This is a genomic window from Streptomyces cyaneofuscatus, from assembly GCF_042718795.1.
GTDB lineage: Bacteria > Actinomycetota > Actinomycetes > Streptomycetales > Streptomycetaceae > Streptomyces > Streptomyces cyaneofuscatus_A.
In genome coordinates this window covers 64,453-82,594 of the sequence record NZ_JBHXOX010000027.1, presented here as the reverse complement: position 1 = coordinate 82,594, position 18,142 = coordinate 64,453, and the positions used below count along the sequence as shown (strand labels likewise).

Sequence of the window (18,142 nt, the reverse complement as noted above, 5' to 3'; positions counted from 1 at the left end):
CCCGTGCTCAGGCGGCCCAGTGCCCCGGCCGCCGCAGGGCGCCCGGGATCCTGGTCGCCGCGTCGCCCCGGGCCGCGTTCAGCTGCGGCTGGGTGAGGAAGAGGGCGCCGGTCAGATCGGCGCCGGACAGGTTCGCGTCGCGCAGGTCCGCGCCGATCAGGTCGGCGTCGCGCAGGTCGGCGCCGGAGAGGTCGGCGGCGATCAGGCAGGCGCCGCGCAAGGTGGCCCCGCGGAGCTTCGCGCCGCGCAGCCGGGCGCCGAAGAGGTCGGCGCCCCGGTGGTTCTTCTTCCTGCCGGGGACGGCGGCGGCACGGGCGAGGTCGCCGGCGCGCAGCAGGTGAGCGTTCACCTCGGCGCGGAGGGCCGGTACGTCGACGGCGAGGAGGGCGTCGGCGGAGTCCCGGGTCAGGGCGTCGAGCCGGTCGTAGGCGGCGCGCAGGTCGGGGTGGACCGCCTCGGCCGCCGGCAGGTCCAGGGCCTCGGCCGTGTACCGCAGCAGTTCGTGCAACTGCCGCACCACGGGGAAGACCTCGTACATCGTGCCGGCGGAGTCCGGCTCCGCACGCCAGCTACGGCCGCCGAAGGTGACCTGGGAGACCTTCTGGCCCGCCCCGAAGCAGTCGAACACCGTGCAGCCCTGGTAGCCGCTCCCGCGCAGCCGCTCGTGGATCCCGCAGCCGAAGTCCTCCCGGAGGTTGGAGCACGGGGTCCCGGCGGCCTTGTCCGCGGCGAAGTCCGCCGAGCGGGCGAAGGGCAGCGCCACACAGCACAGGCCGAAGCAGTTCCCGCAGTCGGCCTGCAGATCGGGGTGACCGGCGTGCGTGGTGGGCTGGGACAAGGCGGTGGTTCTCCTGGTACGGCGAGCGGGTGGTGGGCGCGCGGTCCATATACGGCAGGCGTGTGGTGGGCGCACTGTCCATTGTCCCAGGGGGCCCGAGCGCGGCGTGGCTCGGGTGAGCCCTGTCTCACCCGGGCCACGCGACTTGTCTATGCAACGAGTTGCATAGAAGGATCGCGGTATGGCGCTCGAACACGCGATTCTCGTCTCCCTGCTGGAGAAACCCGGCTCCGGCTATGAGCTGGCCCGCCGGTTCGAGCGGTCCATCGGCTACTTCTGGACCGCCAGCCACCAGCAGATCTACCGCGTCCTGAGCCGTATGGAGGCCGACGGCCGGCTCGTCGTCCGCGAGGTCGAGCAGCAGGGCCGGCCGGACAAGAAGGAGTACTCCGTCGCCGGCCCCGGCCGCGCCGCCCTCGCCGAGTGGCTGCACCGGCCGATCGAGCCCGAGAGCCTCCGCCACGACCTCGCCGTCAAGATCCGGGGCGCCGCCTTCGACGACCCGGCCGCCCTGGTCCGCGAGGTCGAGCGCCACCGCCAGGTCCACCGGGATCGCCTCGCCCACTACCTCGCCGGAGAGGTGCGCGACTTCACCGGGCCGGAGGCGCCCGGACCCCCGGACGCGGGCCAGGAGCTCCAGCACGTCGTGCTGCGCGGCGGCATCGCGTACGAGCGCATGACGATCGCCTGGCTCGACGACGTCCTCGGCACCCTCCACCGGCTGGCCGGTCCACCGACGGGCCCCGGCGCCTGACGGCCCCGGCCGCCGCCACCTCCGTACCCCCGACAGAACCCTCAACCCTCACTCCCGGAAGGCGATCTCCATGGCTGAGTCCGCGTCCCCGCTCTTCAACCCGCGCACCTACGACCCCCAGCACTTCGACCCGGAGACGCGCAGGCTGCTGCGCGCCACCGTCGACTGGTTCGAGGAGCGCGGCAAGCGCCGGCTGATCGAGGACTACCGCTCCCGCGCCTGGCTCGGCGACTTCCTCGCCTTCTCCGCCAAGGAGGGCCTCTTCGCCACCTTCCTCACCCCGGCCTCCGCCGCCGGGAACGAGGACCAGCGCTGGGACACCGCCCGGATCGCCGCGCTCAACGAGATCTTCGGGTTCTACGGGCTCGACTACTGGTACGCCTGGCAGGTGACCATCCTCGGCCTCGGCCCGGTCTGGCAGAGCGAGAACGCCGACGCCCGCGCGCGGGCCGCCGAACTCCTCTCCCAGGGGGAGGTGTTCGCGTTCGGCCTCTCCGAGAAGACGCACGGCGCCGACATCTACTCCACCGACATGCTGCTGGAGCCGTCCGGCGACGGCGGCTTCCTGGCCTCCGGCTCCAAGTACTACATCGGCAACGGCAACGCCGCCGGTCTCGTCTCCGTCTTCGGCCGCCGCACCGACGTCGAGGGCCCCGACGGCTATGTCTTCTTCGCCGCCGACAGCCGCCACGACGCCTACCACCTGGTGAAGAACGTCGTCGACTCCTCCAAGTTCGTCAGCGAGTTCCGCCTGGAGAACTACCCGGTGGCGGCCGCCGACATCCTCCACACGGGCCGCGCCGCCTTCGACGCCGCGCTGAACACCGTCAACGTCGGCAAGTTCAACCTCTGCACCGCCTCGATCGGCATCTGCGAGCACGCGATGTACGAGGCCGTCACCCACGCGAGCAACCGCATCCTCTACGGCCGTCCCGTCACCGCCTTCCCGCACGTGCGCCGCGAGCTGACCGACGCCTACGTCCGGCTCGTCGGGATGAAGCTGTTCAGCGACCGTGCCGTCGACTACTTCCGCTCCGCCGGGCCCGACGACCGCCGCTACCTCCTCTTCAACCCGATGACGAAGATGAAGGTGACCACGGAGGGCGAGAAGGTCATCGACCTGATGTGGGACGTCATCGCGGCCAAGGGCTTCGAGAAGGACAACTACTTCGCCCAGGCCGCGATCGAGATCCGGGGCCTGCCGAAGCTGGAGGGCACGGTCCACGTCAACCTGGCGCTGATCCTGAAGTTCATGCGCAACCACCTGCTGGCCCCGGTCGACTACCCGGCCGTCCCGTCCCGCCTGGACGCGGCCGACGACGACTTCCTGTTCCGGCAGGGACCGGCGCGCGGTCTCGGCGCCGTACGGTTCCACGACTGGCGCCCGGCCTTCGACGCGTACGCCGAGGTGGCCAACGTCGCCCGCTTCCGCGAGCAGGCCGACGCGCTCTGCACCTTCGTGGAGACCGCCGCCCCGGACGAGGAGCAGAGCCGTGACCTGGACCTCCTCCTCGCCGTCGGTCAGCTCTTCGCCCTCGTCGTGCACGGCCAGTTGATCCTGGAGCAGGCCCGGCTGACCGGCCTGGACTCGGACCTGCTGGACGAGCTGTTCGCCGTCCTCGTACGCGACTTCTCCGCGCACGCCGTCGAGCTGCACGGCAAGGACTCGGCCACCGAGGCCCAGCAGGAGTGGGCGCTCGGTGCCGTACGGCGGCCCGTCGTCGACGCCGAGCGCTCGGCGCGGATCTGGGAGCGCGTGGAGGCGCTGTCGGGGGCGTACGAGATGGCCGAGTAGCCCCCGGCGTAGGAGATGGCCGAGTGGCCCCCACCCGGGCGCGCGCCGCGCCTCCGCGTCACTCCGGGATCGTCAGCCTCCGGGTGACGCGCAGCGCCGACGACAGGAGCTGGGCCCTGACCTCGCTGGTCCGGTACATCCGGTCCGACCGGAAGGAGATGCCGAGCGAGCCGACCTGGTCGCCGCAGTACACGCGTACGGCGACGCAGGTCGTGCCCCGCCGGTACTCCTCCCGGTCCCGGGCCAGCGGTGCCATCGGCGGCGACTCCAGCTCCCGGAGCAGCTCCTCGCGGCGGGTGATGGTGTGGGACGTGAGGTCGGCGAGCGGGTGGCGGGAGAGGTAGTTGGCGCGGGCCTCCTCGTCCAGCCCGCCCAGGACGCTCTTGCCGAGCGCGGTGGCGTGTCCGGCGTCCTCGAAGCCCACCCAGAGGTCGACGCGGGGCGCCCGCGCGCTGTCGACGATCTGGAGGACCCGGATCTCCCCCTCGTCGTACAGCGTCAGGTAGGCGGCGGCGGAGAGGCCGTCGCGCAGCGAGGTCAGGAGCGGGCGGATGCTCTGGGTCCAGGTCCCGGCACCGACTCCGGCGCCCGGTGAGGGGCCCCGGTCGGCCAGGGCGAACGCGCCGTCGTCCAGTTCGCTGAGGTAGCCGTCCTCGGCGAGGGCGTGCAGGTGGCCCTCGGCCATGCCGAGCGGCAGCTCGGCCTCGCGGGCGAGCTGCTCGGCAGGGGCACCCGTCGGATGTGCCCCAGCGGCCTCCAGCAACCGGAGGTCCCGCCGGACGGACACGGTGGGCTCGGGGCCGGCCTGGTCACCCATGCCCCCAGCATGGACCCGGCACGGGGGCCCGGCATCTCGTACCGAATGGCCGTGGTGGGCGGGGTCCCGGCTGCCCGGCCCCCGCCCACCACCCTCACCGCTACCGCTACCCGGTCACGGTGAACGTCGGGGACGTGCCCATGAACGGGGTGATCTTCCCCAGCAGGTTCTTCGCGTCCCCGTGGTGCACGATCCGGTACGTGCCGGGGGCGGTGTCCGGCCCGATGTCCCAGGTGACCGTGGCCTTCGACGTACCGGTCAGTCCGTTGATCCGGGTCCAGCGATACCTGGTCTCCCAGTCGCCGTCGTCCAGCACCCGCACCCACTTTCCGGCCTCAAGACGCTGGACCTCCAGGAAGGTCCCGCCCCGGCGCACGTTGTTCTTCGGGTGTCCGGTGGCGAACTCGACGGTCGCCGTGGAGCCGCGTGCGTACGAGGAGACCGGCGCGGTCAGGACCGAGCCGAAGGACTTGCCGAGCGGCGGGTTGTCGTACACCACGCCCGTCTGGAACGTGAACTGCCGGGCCGACTCGTCCGGCGGTGCCGTGCCCCGGCCGATCGGGGTGCCCTGGCGCAGCGAGGCCGCGACCCGCGCGAACTCCTGCTGGTAGGCGGGGAGCGTGTTGCGGCCGTAGAGCGTGGAGCCGCCCTCGTAGTTCTGCGTGTCGTACTCCTCCGGCGTCGTCACGTACTGGCTGTAGGCGTTGGCGTACCCCTGGAGCAGCACCCGCTCCAGCGGAACCCCGAGCTCCTGGGCCACGGTCCGGCGGACCCGGAGCCCGGCCGTGATCGTGAACTCACCCGGGCCCGCCACCAGGTACAGCTCCCCGATCCGCATGATCTGGAGCGGGAGGATCTTCGGCGTGACCGGGTGGACGTTGCTCAGCAGGCCCGTCGGGATCAGGCTCGCCTTCGGGTACTGGCAGGTCGCGAGCCAGGACGGGGTGTCGACCCGCAGCGCGTCGATGATGGAGGCGACCGGCGTGCGCATGCCCTCCTCGAAGCCGGGGATCGCCGGGCCGTCCTCCACACTGCCCGCGAGGGTGGAGGCGCCCACGACGGCGGGGCAGGTGCGGGCCTCCTTGCCGTCGCTCGTGTACTGCCCGCGTACGGTGACGTTCTCCATGTCCACGTAGGTGAGGCGGGAGTCGATCCCGCCGGTCACCGGCTTCGCGTCCCGGTAGACCTCGCGGGCCTTGTCGAGCTGGCGCTCACCGATGATGCGCGTGTTCTCGAACTCGTCCTCGGTGGGCCCCGATCCGGGCTTCAGATTGAGGTTCGGGGACATGTCGCCCGCGTTGGTGTTGGGGAACGCGGCGACGAATCCGGGGGTGTTGTCGAGATAGCGCACGCCCTCGTGGTCGTGCTCCCAGGCATAGGCGGCATAGCCCTTGTTGTCCGGGCTGATGAGCGTGTTCTTGTTGGTGATCGAGGTGTTGTGGGTGGCGAACCAACTGATCGCGCCCGCGTCCTTGCCGCCCTGCCGGAACCGCAGCACGGTCATCGCCGGGTCGATCCCGTCCGGGAAGGCCGCCCGGTCGGCCGCCGGATTGCGGTCGAAGGCCGCGCGGGAGCGGTTGACGCTGGCGTTGGCGAGAGTGCCGGTGCCCAGGCTGATCGTGCCGGGCTTCAGGTCGTCGTGGGCCTTGGCGACGGACTCGGCGATGCCGTCGACGATCGCCCGGTAGGTGCCGTTCTGGAAGCCGAGGACGGAGAGGTTGTACGCCACGTGATGCGAGTAGCCGCCCGGGCCGGAGTGGGTGTGGGTGGCGGAGAGGAGGACGTTCTCCTCCCCGTACAGGCTGCCGTACCGCTCCTGGAGACGGGCCAGGACGCCCTGCCGGACGGACTGGAAGATCATCGCGAGGTCGGCGTTGACGTAGACCACGCGCTTGCCGGTCGCCCGGTCGGCCACGACGTACGCGCGTGACCGCTGGCGCTGGTGGATGCCGGACGTCTTCTGGTCGAAGCTGGAGTAGCCCATCATCCCGGTCTCGGCGGCCTCCCCGGTGACGTCGGCGATGCCGCGCCCGATGAGGTAGTCCGGTTCGGCGGTGGCGGTGGCGGTGACGGTGGCGCCTGAGGCTGCGGCTGCCGCGGCTGCCGCGGTGGCCGGTGAGGCCGATGCGGGGGAGGGGGCGCCGAGAGCCACGGCTCCCAGAGCGACGGCGAGTGCGAGGGCGGAGAGCTTGCGTGGGGAGCGGCGGGGGGCTGGGGGCATCGGACCTCCTGGGGCGGGAGACGTGCGGGACCCCGGGGCCCGGTCGGCGGCTCACCGACAGCGGCGGGACCCGGAGCGCTGCCCCGACGGTAGAGGGGTGTGACCTGCGTCGCATAGATCTCTACCGGCCAGTAAATGAGCATTCCTCAGAAACCGTGCCCGGACTGGTGTGTTATGACGCTGAAGGTAGGGAATGCGCCGCCGTGGCTCAGGCGGCAGGCGCGATCGTCACCTTCACATGCTTCATGATCGGCTGGTCGCTCTGCGTGCTGTAGTCGCCGAGCGCGCACAGCACGTTCATCTCCGGCATGTATCCGGCCGCGCAGCCGCGCGGGATGTCGTACGGGATGGCCAGGTAGCCGTTGAGGTGGCGCCGGCTGCCGTCCTTCGCCGTGCTCGTGATGTCGACCGGGCCGAGGTCGGCGATGCCGCGGTCGCGCATGTCGGCCCGGTTCATGAAGACGAGCGTGCGCAGGTTCTTGATGCCCCGGTAGCGGTCGTTGTCGGAGTAGATGGTGGTGTTCCACTGGTCGTGCGAGCGCATGGTGCCCAGCGCCAGCGTGCCGGCGGCGGGCACGACGTCCGGCAGGGCGGCTGTGGAGAACTCGGCGCGCCCGGACGGGGTGAGGAAGACCAGCTCACGGGCGGGCTGCCGGATGCGGAAGCCCAGCGGCAGGCGCACCCGCCGATTGAAGTCCTCGAAGCCGTCCAGCGCCTTGGCCATGGTGTCGCGGATGCGGTCGTAGTCCTCGATGTACCACTGCCAGGGCGTCGCGCTGTCCGGCAGGGCGGCGCGGGCCATCCCGGCGACGATGGCCGGTTCGGAGAGCAGGCGCGGCGACGCCGGGCGCTTCATGCCGATCGACAGGTGGACCATGCTCATCGAGTCCTCGACGGAGGTGGACTGCACGCCCTTGCGCTGATGGTCCTTCTCGGTCCGGCCGAGACACGGCAGGATCAGGGCCCGGCCGCCGTGGACGAGGTGGCTCCGGTTGAGCTTCGTACTCACCTGGACGGTGAGGTCGCAGGAGCGCAGCGCCGCGAAGGTGGCCGGGGTGTCGGGCGCGGCCATGGCGAAGTTGCCGCCCATCGCGACGAACACCTTGATCTCGCCCTGCCGCATCGCCTTGATCGTGCCGACGGTGTCCAGGCCGTGTGCGCGGGGCGGGGTGATCCCGCAGGCCTCGGCGAGGCGGTCGAGGAAGGCGTCGGTGGGGCGGTGGTCGATGCCGCAGGTCCGGTTGCCCTGGACGTTGCTGTGTCCGCGTACGGGGGAGGGGCCCGCGCCCTCCCGGCCGAGGTTGCCGCGGAGCAGCAGCAGGTTGACGATCTCCCGTACGGTGTCGACGCCGTGCTCGTGCTGGGTGAGGCCGAGGCACCAGCTCACGACGGAGCGGTCGGCCTCGCCGTACACCCGCGCCGCCTTCAGCACGTCGGCGCGGCTCAGCCCCGACTGGGTCTCGATCTCCTCCCACGGCGTCGCCTCGCACAGCGCCCGGTACTCCGCGAAGCCGGTGGTGTACCGGTCGATGAACTCCTGGTCCATCGCCTTCGGATCGGACGCCGACTGCTCCAGCACCGCCTTCGCCATGCCCCGCAGCAGCGCCATGTCCCCGCCGATGCGCGGCTGGAGGTTGAGCGTGCTGGTCGGCGTCGACTTGAAGAGCGCCATGTCCATGAAGTCGTGCGGGACGATGGTGCGGGTGGCGGCCGCCTCCACGAGCGGGTTGATGTGCACGATCTGCGCGCCGCGCCGGTAGGCCTCGGAGAGGGCCGTGAGCATCCGGGGTGCGTTGGAGGCCGCGTTGACGCCGAGGATGAACAGCGCGTCGGCGCTCTCCCAGTCCTTGAGGTCGACCGTTCCCTTTCCCGTACCGAGGGAGGCGGTCAGCGCCCGGCCGCTGGCCTCGTGGCACATGTTGGAGCAGTCGGGCAGGTTGTTCGTGCCCAGCTCGCGGGCCATCAGCTGGTAGAGGAACGTGGCCTCGTTGCCGAGCCGGCCGGAGGTGTAGAAGGCCGCCTGGTTCGGGTCGTCCAAGCCGCGCAGGGCGGAGCCGACGGTCTCGAAGGCGTCCTTCCAACTGATGGGCGTGTAGTGGTCGGACGCGGGGTCGTAGACCATCGGCTCGGTGAGGCGGCCCTGGTTCTCCAGGTCGTAGTCGCTCCATCCGGACAGCTCGGTCACCGAGTGCGCGGCGAAGAACTCCCGCCCGACCCGCTTGCGGGTCATCTCCCAGGTGACGTGCTTGATCCCGTTCTCGCAGATGTCCAGGTGCAGGCCCTTGAGGTCGTCCGGCCAGGCACACCCGGGGCAGTCGAAACCGCCGTCCTCGTGGTTCATCTTCAGGATGGCCCGCGGACCGTCCACCGGGGAGCGCTCGCGCGCCAGGAACCGGGTCACGCTCTCCGCCGCGCCCCAGCCGGCGGCCGGGTGGTGGTAAGGGCGGAACCGCGGCTCGCCGTCGGGGGCGGGGCCGACGCTGTGCTCTGGTGGGTCCTCCCGCCCGTCGTGGTGGTCCGGGCGGTCCTGCTCGTGGTGGTGGGTGCTCACGGCTCTCGACCTTTCGACCCGGCCGCGTACGACCTGCGACTCATTTCGGGCATGAGGTGACGAAACGGGGCTCCCTCGCAGGCTATGCAGGGGCCTTCCCGTACGCCACTCGGCCCGTGGTGAGGTGCGGCGGGAGGCCCGGGGGAGTGGGATGGCGGTGGTCGTACGGGAGTCGATCCGCCCGATCCCCCGATCCGCCCGGTTCCCCCCGATCCGCCCCACCCGCCCGGATCCCCAGATCCGCCCGATTCACCGATCCGCCGAGGTGATCCCGCTTGAGCCCCCTGCCCCACCGCCCCGCGCTCTCCGCCGTCCCCCGGCTCGTCGTCGCGGCGGTCCTCGGGGTCGTCGCCGGCGTGGTCACCGGTCTGCTGACCCACGCGCCGCTCGGCGTCCTCGCCGGGATCGCCGCCGCCGAGACGATCTTCGTCATCGCCGGCTGGATCGCGCTCTGGCCCATGGACGCGGCCACCACCCACCACAACGTCCGCCGTGAGGAGTTCCGTCCCGTCCTCGAAGAGCTGGTCGTCGTCGCGGCCGCCCTCTGCGGGCTCGTCGGCATCGTGGTGCTGCTCCTGACCAGCGACTCCGACCTCAGCCACGCCGCCGCGGCCATCGCGCTGGCCGGCGTCTTCACCGCCTGGGCCTCGCTCCACCTGATGTACGCCACCCGGTACGCGTACCTCTACTACGTGCCCACCGAGGGCGGCATCGACTTCAACTCCCGGAACAGTCCGAAGTACGTCGACTTCCTCTACTTCAGCTACAACCTCGGCATGACCTACCAGGTTTCCGACACCAACGTCTCCACCACCGAGATCCGCGCGGTCGCCCTCCGGCACTGCCTGCTGTCGTACGTGTTCGGCGCCAGCATCCTCGCCACCACCATCAACCTCGTCACCGGGATCGTCACGGGCTGACCGCCGGCCCGCCGCCCCGCCGCGCGCGGTGGTACGCCGCCCAGAGCGCCGCGTACGCGCCCCCGGCGGCCAGCAGCTCGTCGTGCGTTCCCGATTCCGCCACCACGCCGTCCCGCAGGACCAGGACCCGGTCGGCCAGGCGCGCCTGCTCCAGCCGGTGCGCCACGACCACGGAGGTGCGGCCCGCGGTGACCCGGGCCAGGGCGCCCTGGAGGAGGGCGCGGGTCCGCGGGCCCGATTCGGCGGTGGCCTCGTCCAGGACGACGACGGGCGGGTCGGCCAGCAGGACCCGGGCGAGCGCCAGGTGCTGGACGGAACCGTCGTCGAGCGGGGTGCCGCCGGGGCCCAGGACGGTGTCCAGCCCGTCCGCCAGGGCCGGTTCCCAGTCGGCCCCGGCCTCGCGCAGGGCGTGGCGGAGCTGGTCGTCGGTGGCGCCGGGCCGGGCGAGCCTCAGGTTGTCGGCCAGGGTGCCCCCGAACAGGTGGACCTCCTGGGTGACCAGATAGCGGAAGGCCGGGGCGTCGGGGCTTCCCACGGTGACGCTGCCCCGGTCCGGGGTGCCGATCCCCGCGATGAGCCGGGCCAGCGTGGACTTGCCCGAGCCGCTGGCGCCGACGAGCGCGAGGCTGGTGCCCGCCGGGGCATGGAGCGAGACCTCGCGCAGGGCCGGGCGGGTGCCGTCGTACGCGTACGAGACGCCCTTCACGTCGATGTCCGGGCTCCCCGGGCGACCGGGCCTCCGCGCCCCGCTCCCCGGGTGTGCGGGGCGGCCCCCCAGGTCGGTGATCCCGACGAGGCGCGACAGCCCCACCGTGGCCCGCTGGATGTCGTCCAGGCTGCCCAGGAGCGCCCCGACCGGGCCGAAGAGCCGGTGGAAGTAGAGGGCGGCGGCGGTGGCGGCGCCGAGGGTGACGGCCCCCGAGCGGAAGAGCGCGAAGCCCGTCACGAGGACGGCGGCGAGACCGAGGAACTCCGCCGCGTTCAGCAGCCCCGTGAACCGGTTGCGCAGCTTCACCCCGTCGCGCTGCCGCTCGACGGCGTGGACGCTGCGTTCGGCCAGGTCGTCGAGATGGTGGGCCTGGGTGCGGTACGCGACGATGGACTCGGCCCCGCGCACCGCCTCGATGACCGCCTGTCCGCGCGCCGACTCCAGCCTGCGGATGTCCCCGTACACGCGGTGCGAGCGGTGGAGGAACTGCCTGGTGGCGTAGGCGTGGACGGGCAGGCAGACGAGCCCGGCGAGCGCGAGACGGACGTCGAGGACGGCGAGTCCCACCAGGCTCAGACCGATGGTGAAGCCCGCGTTCGTCACCTCGGGAAGGACGTCGGACGCCGCCTCCGAGACCGCCTCCACATCGCGGGTGACCCGGGAGACGACATCGGAACTGCCGCTGCTCTCCAGGGTGTTGACGGGGAGGTGGACGGCGGTCTCGAAGACGTCCTCGCGCAGCCCGGCCAGTACCTCCTGCACGAGCGCCACCAGCATCCGGCCGCCCGCACAGGCGAGGGCGGCCCCCACAGCGGTCGCGGCCGCCAGGGCGATCCCGAGGACGAGTACGTGGCTCTTCGCGGCGCCGTCCGCGACGGTGTCCACGATCCCGCCGAGCAGGGGCGGCGTGGCGAGCGTGGCCGCCGTACCGCCGAGGAGCGTGAGCAGGGCCGCCCCGAGCCGGCGGCGGAGGGTGCGGAGGCGGCGGAGGATCTCCGCACGGGTCCGGCGGGCGTCGGCGACGGGAAGGGTGGTGACGGGGGTGTCGGTCGGCTGAGGGGTCGGGGTCACCGGGCGGGTCCGTTCGGTTCGTCGCTTTCGGGGGTGCCCTGCCCGGTCCCGCCGAGCTCGACCACCCGGTCGCAGGCGGAGAGCAGGATCGGGCTGGCGGTGATCAGGAGGATGGTGGACGGCAGGGACCGCAGCCCTTCGGCGATGCGCTGTTCGGTCACCGGGTCGACGGCGGTGGCGGGTTCGTCGAGGACGACGAGGTCCGCGTCGGCGTGCAACGCCCGGGCCAGCAGCAGCCGTTGCCGCTGACCGCCGGAGAGCCGGCGGCCGTGCTCCCCGACCTCGGCCAGGTCGCCCCCGATCTGTTCGCGTACGTCGTCGAGCAGGGCCGCCGCCGTGACGTCCGGGTCCACCGCCCCGCCCCGGGGGACCAGGTTGGCGTGCAGGGTGCCGGAGAAGACCGCGCCGTGGTGGGGCGGGGCGACGACCCGGGCGCGTACCCGGTCGGGGCCCAGGTCGACCGCGTCCACCCCGCCGATCAGGAGTTCGCCGCGGGGGAGGGGGACCCGGTAGCCGAGCCGGTCGCTGAGGCCGCGGGCGTGGGCGGGGTGGTGGGGGACGACGCCGACGAGGTCGCCGGGGCGCAGGTCGAGCGGCTCGCCGTGGCCGGGCGGGTGCCAGCGGAGGAGGGACGATGCCGGTTCCGTAACCGTTCCGGTCGACAGCGGCTCTATCAGGTGCGGTGCGTCGATCAGTTCGCCGAGGCGGCGCGCGGAGGCCCGCTTGTGGATCCAGTTCGAGGCGAAGGTGCCGACATGGGCGAGGGCGCCCTGGAGGAACTGCGCGAGTCCCAGCACAGTGACCAGTTGGCCGATGGTGATGTGACCGTCCAGCGCGAGGTGGCCGGACGCCGTCGCCAGCGCCGCGAGGAAGACGCCCGACAGCAGCTGACTGAGACCGCTGTACGCCAGGACCGACCGCGAGGCTGCCACGGCACCGCGCCGCGAGGTGTCGCTCGCGGCGCGGTAGCGGCGGGCGGCCTCCGCCCGGGCGTCCATCCCGGCCACCACCCGTATCCCCGTGATCAGATCGGTGGCCACCTCACTGGCCCGCGCCGCCGACCCCTGCTCGGCCAGCCCCCGCGCCTCCAGCGGCACCGACACCCGCCGCATGACCACCAGCATGAGGACGGTCCCGGCGATGACCCCCACGCCCAGCGGCACGGAGATCACCAGCAGGGCCACCGACGCCGTGAGGATCGCGGTCAGGGTGGACGCCTGCTGGACCACGCTCCACGACACCCCCGCCACCCGGTACGTGTCCGAGGAGACCAGCGAGAGCGCCTCACCGGAACCGGGGCGGGGGCGCAGCGACAGCGGGTCCAGCAGCCGGGTCATCGCGCGCTGCCGGAGCTCGTGCTCCCCGTAGCCGTACACCGTGACCATCGACGACGACGCGCGCTGGTACGACAGCGACAGCACGACGAAGACCCCGCCCAGCGCGGCCAGCCACCAGACCAGGGCGGTCCGGTCCGCCGGGGCCATCGCCCGGTCGATGACCACGCCGATGAGGACGGGCACCAGCGCCTCGCACAGCTGGTGGACCATGAACGCCGCGGTGGTGAGGCCGATCCGCAGACCACGCCCGTCACGCAGCAGCGCCACCCGGAAGAGAGCCGCGACGGACGCTTCCGCGCGCGTGGTGGATCCGGGGGAACTCATCGGCGGCCACCCTTGTACTGGCGCGCCAGCAGCCAGGCCAGATAGGCCCCGCCGACGCACACCGTGACGACACCCACGGGCAGGTCCACCCGCTGGGCGAGGAAATCGGCCGCGACCAGGACCGCCGCACCGGTGAGCGCCGCCGGGGCGATCCGCAGGGTCGTGGAGCTCCGGGTCAGCCGCTGGGCGATCTGCGGTGCGGCGAGGGCGACGAACGCGATCGGCCCGACGGCCGCCGTCACCAGTGCGGTCAGCGCGACCCCGGTGACCGTGGCGGTGAGCCGGGCGCGCTGGGCGTTCACCCCGAGCGCCAGAGCGGTGTCGTCGCCCATCTCCAGGTGGACCAGGGGCCGCACCACGCCGGCCGAGCAGATCAGCAGGACGGCGAAGACGACGGCCGTCGCCCGCAGTTGCTCGAAGCCGAGCCCGCTGAGGGAGCCGGCGCCCCAGGTGGCCACCAGCATCGCCCGCTCCGGGCTGACGGCGAGCAGCAGCATGGAGGTGATGGAGGAGAGGAACGCGCCGACGGCGATGCCCACGATGATCAGCCGGAACGGGCTCACCCCCCTCCGGTGGGCCAGCACATACACCAGGAGTGCGGTGAGGGCCCCGCCGATCAGCGAACCCGCGGCGACCGCAAGGTAGTCGGCGGTGCTGAGCACGAGCATGACCACACTGGCGCCCGCGTACGAACCGGAGGCGAAGCCGATCACGTCCGGTGAGCCCAGCGGGTTCTTCGTGAGGGACTGGAAGAGCGCCCCGCTGACCGCGAGGGCCGCTCCGCAGACCACCGCGAACAGCAGCCGAGGCAGCCGCCAGGTGACGACGACCAGCCGCGTACGGGGCTCGGCGTCCGGGTCGAAGAGCGCGGAGAGCACCTGGGCGGGGGTGAACTGGATGGAACCGGTGGCGAGGGTGAGCACACCGAGGGCGGCCACGGCCAGGACCAGGGCGCCGCAGACGAGGACGGACCGCCGCTCGACGCGCAGCGAGGCGCCGCCCCGACGCACCGCCCAGGTGGCCTGTTTGAAGCCGGTTCTGCCGGCGAGGGGCCGGGCGGTCACAGCGCGCTCGCCTTCCGGCGCCGGACGAGCGCGATGAGGACGGGCGCGCCGACGAGCGCGGTGACGAGTCCGACCCGCAGTTCCCCCGACGGCAGCACGATCCGGCCGACGATGTCGGCGGCGAGCAGGAAGGCGGGGGCGGCGACGCAGGTGACGGGCAGGATCCACCGCTGGTCGGGTCCCACGAACCAGCGCACGATGTGCGGCACCATCAGCCCCACGAACGAGATGGGACCGGCGACGGCGACGGAGGTCCCGGCCAGCAGCGTGACGGCGAGGATCAGGGTCACCCGGGTGAGCGCGAGACGCGTCCCCAGGGACCGGGCGAGGTCGTCGCCGAGGGCCAGGGCGTTGAGGGAGCCGGCGCTGAGCAGCCCCAGCAGGAGGCCCGCGCCGATGAGCGGCAGCGCGACGGGGAGGATGTCCAGCGAGCGGCCGCCGATGGAGCCGACGCCCCAGAACCGCATGACGTCGAGGGTGGCGGTGGACTTGAGGACCATGGCGGAGGTGAGGCCGCCGCACACGGCGGTGAACGCGACACCGGCCAGGGTGAGTTTCACCGGGGTTCCCCGGTCCGCCCCGATCGACCCCAGGGTGTAGACGAGCACGGTGAGCCCGAAGGCGCCCCCGAGCGCGAACCAGATGAACTGGCTCGCCGCGGTGAACCCGAGCACGGCGACGGCGAACGTCACCGCGAGGCTCGCGCCCGCGTTGACCCCGAGGATGCCGGGATCGGCCAGCGGGTTACGGGTGAACGCCTGGATCAGCGCCCCGCTCAGGCCCAGCGCCGTACCGGTGACGAGCCCGATCACCGTGCGCGGCACCCGCAGTTCGCGGACCATCACGTGCTCGTCGGAGTTGTCGAAGCGCAGCAGCGCGTCCCAGACGGTCCCCGGAGCGATGGGCCGGGCGCCGACCATCACACTGAGGACCGCCGTCACGGACAGCAGCGCGAGGGCGGCCAGCAGGATCAGCAGGCGGTAGCGGTGGCGCCGGCGGACCGGACCCGCGGCGTCGCGCGGGTCCGGTCCGGCCTGGCCCGGGGCCGGGGCGGGGGGTGGTGCGGTGGTGGTCATCGTCATCCCTGCCAGGCGTGGCGGATCAGGAGCCCGCGCCGGTGCTGCCCTTGCCCGCGACGGCATCGGCGAGCATCGGCACATAGCGTTCGAGACCCCACGGGATGGAGAGCACGGTCGGTCCGCTCGTCGCCATCGCCAGCTGCGGGTCCTGGACGAAGGCGTAGTGCTTGCCGGCGATCGGCTTCCAGCGGGAGAAGAGCGGGTCCTTGAGGGAGTACGTGACCTCGGCCGGGGCGTTCGCCCAGGCCACGACCACATCCGCCTCGATCGAGTCGAGCTTCTCCAGGCTCACGCCGCCGTACCAGTTGGTGCCCTTGGCCGTGGCGGCGATCGTGCTCATCGACGGGGTGTTCCTGAACCCGATCTCGGTCAGCAGCCGCACGCGGGCGTCGTACTCGAGGTAGAGGCCGGCCTCCGTCGACCCGGGGGTGAGAGCGACCGCGTAGGTGAAGGTCTTCTCCTTGAACTCCGGGTGGTCCACGGCGACCGCCGCCAACTGCCCGCCGACGTCATCGACCAGGCCCTCGGCCTTCTTCTCCTCGCCCATCGCCTTGCCGATGGTGCGGGTCATCTCCTGCCAGGTCCCGCCGTCCCAGGGCTTCTTGAGGTAGGGGAGCGTGGGGGCGATCTCGGCGAGGCGCTTGTAGTCGACGTCCGTGATGCCGGAGTACAGGCCGATGATGAGGTCGGGTTCGAGGGAGAGGATCTGCTCGAAGTCGATCTCTCCCGCGTCGCCGTACTCCAGCGTCTCGGGGAGGGGCCCGCCGAGCTTCTCGACCTGGGTGCGGAACCAGGGCGTGTAGCCGTCCTTGTCGCCGCCCCACTGCTCGTCCACGCCGACCGGTACGGTGCCGAGCGCGGCGACGACGTCCAGCGACATCCAGCTGAGCGTGACGATGCGCTCGGGCTTCGCCTTGATGGTGGTGGTGCCGTGGGCGTGCTTGATGTCCACGGGGAAGCTGTTGGACGCGCCGTCGGCCTTCGCCTCGGTCGTGGTCTTCCCGGACTCGCCGCTGCCGCAGCCTCCCAGGACGAGTACGGCGCCGATGACGAGCGCCAGGACACGGGCCAGCGGGCCCGTTCGGCGTCCGGCCGGCATGGATGGGGACACGGTTCTCCTCGGATCTGGACAGCGGGGCGGGTCAGGTGACCCTTGCCTCGCCGAACGCTAGAAGGACCGGACGCCGAGGAGGGTCGCGAACGGGCCAGGGTGCGTCGCGAATCGGCCACGCGTGAGGCGCGTGACGGGTGTCGGTCGAGGTCCGTGACGGCGTATCAGTGGCCGGCGGGCGCGAGCGTCGACTGCTCGCGCAGATACGCGGTCGGGCTGGTCCCGGTCACCCGGCGGAACGCGGCGGAGAACGCGCTCGTCGTCGAGTAGCCGCAGCGGTGCGCGACCAGGTTGACCGGGCGGCCCTGGGCGAGCAGGGTCGTCGCCGCGGACATCCGTACCAGCGACCGCCACCGGGTGAACGACATCCCGACGTCCCGGCCGAACGCCCGCGTGACCGTCCGCACGCTCAGCGCGTGCCGCGCCGCCCACTCCTCCAGCGAGAGGTCGCTCTCCGGGTCCCGCATGATGTCCTCGGCCATGGCCCGGATCCGCGGGTCCTCGGGGACGGGGACCTCCATCGCCGCGTGCGGGTCCTCCTCCAGCATCTCGATGATGAGCCGCTGGGCCCGCAGGCGCCGGTCGTCGGGCATCGCATGGGCATCGAGGTGCAGCAGCATCTCCTGGAGCGCGCGCCCCATCCGCAGGGAGCGCGGGGCGTTCCAGCGCGGCGGGATCGCGGCCCGGGTCACATAGGTGTAGCAGGCCACGCTCCCCGGATCGGGGTGCGAGGCGTGCGGGGTGCCCGGTGGCATCCAGGCGGCCTGACCGGGTACGAGGCGGCGCACCGTGTTCCGCGTGTGCAGGGTCGTGGTGCCGACGTGCGGCCAGACCACGAGGGCGTCGTCGTGGGTGTGCACCCCGCTCGTCGACGACCCGGCGGGGGCGGGGCTGTCGAGGACCGCAGTGGTGAGCAGGTAGGGCGCCTCCACCACGGGTCCGCCGACCGACGGCTCGGCCCAGCGGAGCAGAGTCGCCGAGAGCCTCTCCGCGCGCCCGCGACCGGGGGAAACAACCGAAACCGACATGGAAGTTAGGGTAACCTAACTTCTGTGGTCGGCGGGAGGCTCGGGGGTCGTCTTCGGCGGCATCCCCCTTATGAGGGCGTGTCCTGGTGATCAGGCCACGGGGCCTCACACGGACAACTCCTCCCCGGGGCCGGTGTCGTCCTCCGCGTCGGCTTTCACGGCGTTGTCGACATGGGCGGTAAGGACCGTGCCGCCGACCAGCATCAGCAGCAATGCCGGCCCGCCGAGCACGAACGCCGTGCTGAATTCCATGGAGCGCACCTTCGGAGCAGCGCGGCCAAGGATTCGCCATCGCGCCATCGGCCGGGAATTGCCAGGGCGTGCAGAACACCACCTGGTCGTATCATCCGCACGCCGCAACACGCCGCTCGCCCGCACACGACCCGAACGCGCCATCCGACAGCCCGCCGTACGGAGTCGGGGGAGCATGGAACGTGGCGCAAAAAGAAGGGCACCCAAAGCAAAGGCACCAAAAAGCAAAGGCAAGGAGAGTGCTCCCCTTGCCGTGTTCAACATATAGCGC

Annotated in this window: 14 protein-coding genes; 3 read left to right on the top strand and 11 right to left on the bottom strand. The window is 72.1% G+C overall.

Going from position 1 to position 18,142, the window contains the following annotated elements; genetic code table 11:
* Window positions 1-7: 7 nt before the first annotated feature.
* Window positions 8-838 (bottom strand): pentapeptide repeat-containing protein, encoded by an 831-nt coding sequence (locus ACFWRT_RS28190; protein ID WP_380953225.1) that lies wholly within the window; start codon window positions 836-838, stop codon window positions 8-10.
* Between the two features lie 181 nt (window positions 839-1,019).
* Here ACFWRT_RS28190 and ACFWRT_RS28185 point away from each other — a divergent pair, with 181 nt between their 5' ends.
* A complete protein-coding gene (locus tag ACFWRT_RS28185; RefSeq protein WP_380953226.1) occupies window positions 1,020-1,592 on the top strand; it encodes a PadR family transcriptional regulator in 573 nt (190 codons plus the stop codon).
* A gap of 70 nt (window positions 1,593-1,662) precedes the next feature.
* Window positions 1,663-3,387, top strand: a complete 1,725-nt coding sequence (locus tag ACFWRT_RS28180) for an acyl-CoA dehydrogenase family protein (RefSeq protein ID WP_380953227.1) — start codon at window positions 1,663-1,665, stop codon at window positions 3,385-3,387.
* Window positions 3,388-3,445: 58 nt separating this feature from the next.
* Here ACFWRT_RS28180 and ACFWRT_RS28175 read toward each other — a convergent pair whose 3' ends face one another.
* From ACFWRT_RS28175 to ACFWRT_RS28165, 3 genes are all read right to left on the bottom strand, one after another.
* On the bottom strand, window positions 3,446-4,204 hold the full coding sequence (locus ACFWRT_RS28175; protein ID WP_380953228.1) for an IclR family transcriptional regulator domain-containing protein: 759 nt from the start codon (window positions 4,202-4,204) through the stop codon (window positions 3,446-3,448).
* A gap of 106 nt (window positions 4,205-4,310) precedes the next feature.
* Window positions 4,311-6,425, bottom strand: a complete 2,115-nt coding sequence (locus tag ACFWRT_RS28170) for a neutral/alkaline ceramidase (protein ID WP_380953229.1) — start codon at window positions 6,423-6,425, stop codon at window positions 4,311-4,313.
* Between the two features lie 208 nt (window positions 6,426-6,633).
* Complete coding sequence (locus ACFWRT_RS28165; RefSeq protein ID WP_380953230.1) at window positions 6,634-8,976, bottom strand: FdhF/YdeP family oxidoreductase; 2,343 nt, start codon at window positions 8,974-8,976, stop codon at window positions 6,634-6,636.
* Between the two features lie 275 nt (window positions 8,977-9,251).
* On the opposite strand from ACFWRT_RS28165, the gene ACFWRT_RS28160 reads away from it, so the two are divergent.
* Window positions 9,252-9,896: a DUF1345 domain-containing protein gene (locus tag ACFWRT_RS28160; protein WP_380953231.1), complete on the top strand. Its 645-nt coding sequence runs from the start codon at window positions 9,252-9,254 to the stop codon at window positions 9,894-9,896.
* Here ACFWRT_RS28160 and ACFWRT_RS28155 read toward each other — a convergent pair.
* The 7 genes from ACFWRT_RS28155 to ACFWRT_RS28125 form a co-directional block, all read right to left on the bottom strand.
* Window positions 9,886-11,676, bottom strand: a complete 1,791-nt coding sequence (locus ACFWRT_RS28155; protein WP_380953232.1) for an ABC transporter ATP-binding protein — start codon at window positions 11,674-11,676, stop codon at window positions 9,886-9,888. The two genes, ACFWRT_RS28160 and ACFWRT_RS28155, sit on opposite strands and share 11 nt — an antisense overlap.
* On the bottom strand, window positions 11,673-13,337 hold the full coding sequence (locus ACFWRT_RS28150) for an ABC transporter transmembrane domain-containing protein (protein WP_380953233.1): 1,665 nt from the start codon (window positions 13,335-13,337) through the stop codon (window positions 11,673-11,675). Before ACFWRT_RS28150 ends, ACFWRT_RS28155 begins: the two co-directional genes overlap by 4 nt.
* Complete coding sequence (locus tag ACFWRT_RS28145; protein ID WP_380953234.1) at window positions 13,334-14,401, bottom strand: FecCD family ABC transporter permease; 1,068 nt, start codon at window positions 14,399-14,401, stop codon at window positions 13,334-13,336. The genes ACFWRT_RS28150 and ACFWRT_RS28145 overlap by 4 nt, the downstream gene beginning before the upstream one ends.
* Window positions 14,398-15,477, bottom strand: a complete 1,080-nt coding sequence (locus ACFWRT_RS28140) for a FecCD family ABC transporter permease (protein ID WP_380953235.1) — start codon at window positions 15,475-15,477, stop codon at window positions 14,398-14,400. The genes ACFWRT_RS28145 and ACFWRT_RS28140 overlap by 4 nt, the downstream gene beginning before the upstream one ends.
* A 25-nt stretch (window positions 15,478-15,502) precedes the next feature.
* Complete coding sequence (locus ACFWRT_RS28135) at window positions 15,503-16,591, bottom strand: iron-siderophore ABC transporter substrate-binding protein (protein WP_380953236.1); 1,089 nt, start codon at window positions 16,589-16,591, stop codon at window positions 15,503-15,505.
* Window positions 16,592-16,755: 164 nt separating this feature from the next.
* Window positions 16,756-17,619 (bottom strand): helix-turn-helix domain-containing protein, encoded by an 864-nt coding sequence (locus tag ACFWRT_RS28130; RefSeq protein WP_380953237.1) that lies wholly within the window; start codon window positions 17,617-17,619, stop codon window positions 16,756-16,758.
* A gap of 105 nt (window positions 17,620-17,724) precedes the next feature.
* Entirely contained in the window at window positions 17,725-17,871 is a 147-nt protein-coding gene (locus ACFWRT_RS28125) for a hypothetical protein (protein WP_380953238.1), read from the bottom strand.
* Window positions 17,872-18,142: the final 271 nt, after the last annotated feature.